Origin of the sequence: Mycobacterium sp. SMC-19, assembly GCF_045310815.1 — a bacterium.
Classification (GTDB): domain Bacteria; phylum Actinomycetota; class Actinomycetes; order Mycobacteriales; family Mycobacteriaceae; genus Mycobacterium.
On record NZ_JBJIAM010000040.1, the window covers coordinates 1 to 1,112 of the forward strand.

1 protein-coding gene is annotated in these 1,112 nt (G+C 62.0%); it reads left to right on the plus strand.

Annotation, left to right across the window (positions count from 1 at the left end; genetic code table 11):
* Positions 1 to 124: 124 nt before the first annotated feature.
* A partial coding sequence (locus ACJH5R_RS22980; protein WP_406760156.1) for an IS481 family transposase occupies positions 125 to 1,112 on the plus strand: 988 nt, incomplete at its 3' end.

Genomic DNA, 1,112 nt, shown 5'->3' on the forward strand with positions numbered 1-1,112 from the left:
TGTACTGCCCAGGCAGGTTGGTTGAGAAAGTGTGACGACACGCTGTAAGAGTCGTTGATGGGTGAAGGTCTCCTGCCGTGGAGTGGAGCTGCTACCACTTCACTGCAACGAACAGGAGACCTTCGTGGTCCACGCTAATGCCGTTTTGACCCCTCGTGGGCGGTTGTTGCTCGCGCGTCGCATCATTGACGAGGGCTGGCCAATCGTGCGGGCAGCTGAGCACTTCAACGTGTCCTGGCCGACAGCCAAACGATGGGCGAGCAGATACGCCGCGATGGGTGAGGCCGGGATGACCGACCGCTCCAGCCGCCCGCACCGCAGCCCCAACCGCACCCCGCAACCGGTTGTGCGTCGCATCGTGGACTTGCGGTGGCGTCATCGCCTCTCCCCGATGGCGATCGCATCACGGTTGTCCATGCCGGCCTCCACGGTCCACGCAGTGTTGGTGCGTTGCCGGTTGAATCGACTGTCCCACGTAGATATTCGGACCGGTGAACTGATTCGTCGCTACGAGCACGACCGCCCCGGCTCACTGATCCACGTCGATGTCAAGAAGCTGGGCAACATCCCCGCCGGCGGGGGATGGCGATTCGTGGGCCGCTCACAGGGCAGCAAGAACCGCCGCAGCACTCCGGGAGTGAAACGCAGCAGGGGCCACGATCCCAAGATCGGCCACGCGTTCGTCCACACCGTGATCGATGACCACTCACGGGTCGCCTACGCCGAGATCCACGATGACGAAACCGCTCAGACCGCGATCGGAGTGCTGCACCGAGCGGTGAATTGGTTCGCCGTACGTGGTGTCACAGTGCAACGAGTGTTGTCCGACAACGGCAGCTGTTACAAGTCCCATGCCTGGCGCGAGGCGTGTATCGAACTACAGATCAATCACAAGCGAACCCGGCCATACCGGCCCCAAACCAACGGGAAAATCGAGCGCTTCCACCGCACCATGGCTGGTGAATGGGCATTCGCTCGTCACTACCCCAACGAGGCAACCCGCCGCTCAGCCCTGCCCACCTGGTTGCATACCTACAATCACCATCGGCAACACTCCGCGATCGGCAAGATTCCGCCCATCACCAGGTTGACCAACCTGCCTGGGCAGTACA